The sequence below is a fragment of the Lentibacillus salicampi genome (assembly GCF_004565465.1).
In the GTDB taxonomy this organism is placed as follows: Bacteria; Bacillota; Bacilli; order Bacillales; family Amphibacillaceae; genus Lentibacillus; species Lentibacillus salicampi.
In genome coordinates this window covers 1-3,348 of sequence record NZ_SRHY01000085.1, presented here as the reverse complement: position 1 = coordinate 3,348, position 3,348 = coordinate 1, and the positions used below count along the sequence as shown (strand labels likewise).

General features: G+C 31.8%; 3 protein-coding genes and 1 pseudogene. 1 reads left to right on the top strand and 3 read right to left on the bottom strand.

What is annotated here, in order from left to right:
• Positions 1-367 precede the first annotated feature (367 nt).
• Entirely contained in the window at positions 368-514 is a 147-nt protein-coding gene (locus tag E4U82_RS20730; RefSeq protein WP_425339547.1) for a transposase, read from the top strand.
• 159 nt (positions 515-673) lie between these two features.
• Here the strand turns inward: E4U82_RS20730 and E4U82_RS20420 are convergent.
• The 3 genes and pseudogenes from E4U82_RS20420 to E4U82_RS19305 all read right to left on the bottom strand — a co-directional run.
• Positions 674-1,112: pseudogene (locus E4U82_RS20420) on the bottom strand (transposase); the annotation flags it as partial.
• 231 nt (positions 1,113-1,343) lie between these two features.
• Complete coding sequence (locus E4U82_RS19310) at positions 1,344-2,261, bottom strand: hypothetical protein (RefSeq protein WP_135111873.1); 918 nt, start codon at positions 2,259-2,261, stop codon at positions 1,344-1,346.
• Between the two features lie 38 nt (positions 2,262-2,299).
• Entirely contained in the window at positions 2,300-3,133 is an 834-nt protein-coding gene (locus tag E4U82_RS19305) for a thiopeptide-type bacteriocin biosynthesis protein (protein WP_167751507.1), read from the bottom strand.
• Between the last annotated feature and the right edge of the window lie 215 nt (positions 3,134-3,348).

Genomic DNA, 3,348 nt, shown 5'->3' with positions numbered 1-3,348 from the left:
TTAAGATTTCGCTTTTGAACCTTGAAAAGTAAATAAAAGATACAATCTACAATTGGGATAAACTGGCTGGCAAGGTTATGTAAAAAAGTTCTGCCATTTTATGTACTTTTCACTTGCCAAACACAACTGAAGGCAGTTTTTTCTCCATCCGCCGCAAAGACACTACCACGGACACAAACAAGGTCAAGGGTGGTGGAAGTGTTGCTATATCAGGATTAAACATTCTGGCTCACTCTATGGCAATGATGGATCAAAATTATGTCACAAGTGAAGTATCCGCTTTTAGCCTTATCTTTTGATGTCCATACTTAAGCTATGAGGTTAAAAGGATGGACGGGTATAAGAAAACAGTCATGCAGACCATGATATTAAATATCATGTTATCTGGGTAGCTAAATACAGATACAAGGTATTACGTGTCCAAATTGCAAAAAGAACACGTGAACTAATAAGGCAGGGGTGCAATGCAAAGGGGCATCACCATTTTAGAAGGTCTTTCGATAATGGATCATAAAAAAACCTCCTATATAAATAATGTCACACTTAGGTGTGCTCATTAATTATATAGAAGATGGTAAACAACCTCTCACTTATTTATTGGTACATTTTTTGTCATTTGGCGGTAAAAAACGCATCAGAGGTGGTACATTTGGTTGACCGTAATCACCGTATCAGTATCAGCATGGGTGGAATCCAAGTCCAGGAATTGCTTTTGACTTTCTAAATTGATGTACTTTGTCAAAAGTTCTTGTTTAGCTTGATTTAATAGTTCGATAGATTTTTTATCAAATCACGGGAACAGGCACGATAAACTGGCCTTGCATCCTTGCCAACAATCTGTGGAAAAACAGGATCATTCGTCAATTGATTAGCCGCACTGTCCTCGGGATATCCAGCAATTATTTGATAAATTTTTTGGCGATGCAACTGCTTATTTGAATGGACATAGTAACGTCTGTCGTCCTTTAGTTCCAGGTGCTTAATCAATCTAGAAAAGAACACAATCTTTTCATCGAATTCTCTAAGAATTCTCCTGTATCGGAGGAAAGAGTACCACCGTTATTTGTTAGTTTAATTTGATGATTGAAAGTTATCTGCGGTAAAGTATCCATTATAAGAACCCTTTCTGTTGGTTTTTGGAGGTACTTTAATAGAAATGGGTTCTTTTTTTCATTTATTTGATGCATAATTGATTTAGCTAAACTGCTTGATCGACAAGCATTGTCAAGTCACTATAGGATTTCAGTGAATAGTTCCAGCATTAGTAAACAAATAGTCTAAAATTAGATGCAAAAGCATGAATTTTCACGGGTTTTTTTTTACAAAAAATTATGTGGAAATCTTTAGTAATCTCTTAATTCATCTTCTGAATAGGTCAGTCTTGAGATCACATAATTCATGTAAAATCTATCTGTATTACTTAATCCTAAAAGAAGTAGCTTTTTGTATAATGCATTGGTTATCCATCTATTTGCAATCAGGACATCATTATATAGATGATTATGCATGTTATCTTTAGAAAATGTTTCTTGATGCCTTTTAGAACCATAGTTTATCTTTTTATCAATAAATTTACGATCGTAGGGCATATAGAAGTTCAATTGCCTACTTTTTACAAGGGGTCTTATCTTATGAAAAAAATTCATTAGATCCTTAGTTAAAGTAGTGGGTGACAAATCGAATTCAAATAATCCTGCTTCTAATTCTTTCTCGAATTGAATTTTAAAATGTTTTTCAATACTTTCCTTGCTTTGCTTATTTAGGCGATGATTAAATGCAATATAATGTGAGAGGTGACAATTATAAGCATCTGTGGATCCAGGTTCTTCATACGCTTCTAACATATTATGAAATTTCATGATATCTTCAATAACAGCGTACAATGAGTTCTTATTAAAATATGATCTACAATAATATAAATCAAACATATGATTTGATTCCCTAAATAATTCATTCTCCATTTCATTTTCAAAGATTGAATTTTCTATATCAACTGTTACTTTACCTTTTAATATTGGTTTGAATGGATCCGTTTTATTCTCCAATATTTCAGATATTGATTTATATCTTCTTATAAACTCAGTTTCATCAAATTTTATTATTGAATCAGAGACCCCTTTCTCTAATTCGATAATTATTTTTTGCAAAGATTCATCATCTAGTGGTCCTCTAAGGTGTATGTGATATCCATTTTCCCATCCTTTATCAACTATAAAGGTATAATCTGTAATAAGTTCCATTATTGTGTTTTTTAAATTCATCGACGGTTCCACTACAAAGCATTTAATACTATATTTATTCATAACAATTGACTGACCTTTCCTAGTTTATTACGAATATTTGAAAATGCAAAGCGCATAAATTGATTAGCTTCTATTTCTAAATCTCTCTTAAATGGGAAATGCCTATTCATTGACATGTGGATTATACTTTTAACTAAATAAAAGATTTCCTCCTTGCTAAGACCAACTTTTTCAGCTGAAATAAGAATTTCATTAGATAGACTTTTACGTTCCAATAATAATGAATTAGATTTTCTTTGATAATCTTGTAGTGATTGCAATACTATATCACAATGTTCATTACGTCGTTTTGCAAAAGGTTTAACATATTTTGAATCTTTCTCAATACCATACTCAAGATAATCATATAGTAGGTCAATATCATTACCTAGTAATTCTAACAGAATAAAACTGGATAGATATAATGCACTTCCAATCTCGTTATAATTAGCATAAAGTCCTTTAAAAATCCCCATTGAACTTGTATCGGCTGCAAATAGTTTATAAACTATTTTATAAATTTTTTTACCACCATATCTGTTAATCTCAGGATAAAATAATGTTTTTTTAAAATCATATATATCTCCAGAAGCAAGCATAACTGATAAAATATTTTCTAATTCAATATCATTATTATTATCTTTTCTATATCTTAAGCGAATATGCTCTTTGTTATTTTCATCAATAAAATTTACCATGAACATATCTTCTAATAGTTGTTCTTCGCTTAATTTCAAAATTGCTCTTTCAACTTTTTCTCTTTTTCCGCTTCTATAATATAAAAAATAGGAACTAACATTAATATCAATTTCATCTGTAAAGTCTCTGGTTATTTTAAGTATTTTTTTCACTTGATTATGTCCATTCTCCTCACTTGCAAACATTTTATGTTCAGATGAGTAAATCCAATCACTAATCTCATTTTCAGCGTTTTCTAGTTGTCCGCAGTCTTATTCTTTGTCGACTTCATGGCCAGTGGCAGTGGCATGGCTGCGCACTGGCAGTCATAGACAATGCCACTGGCAATAAGTTTGGTCAGTGTATTGTCGTTACCACCCCAAGTATT

Bases quoted from the DNA above. Each gene is read 5' to 3' on its own strand.
- E4U82_RS19310 (WP_135111873.1), bottom strand. From the start codon at position 2,261: ATGAATTTAAAAAACACAATAATGGAACTTATTACAGATTATACCTTT.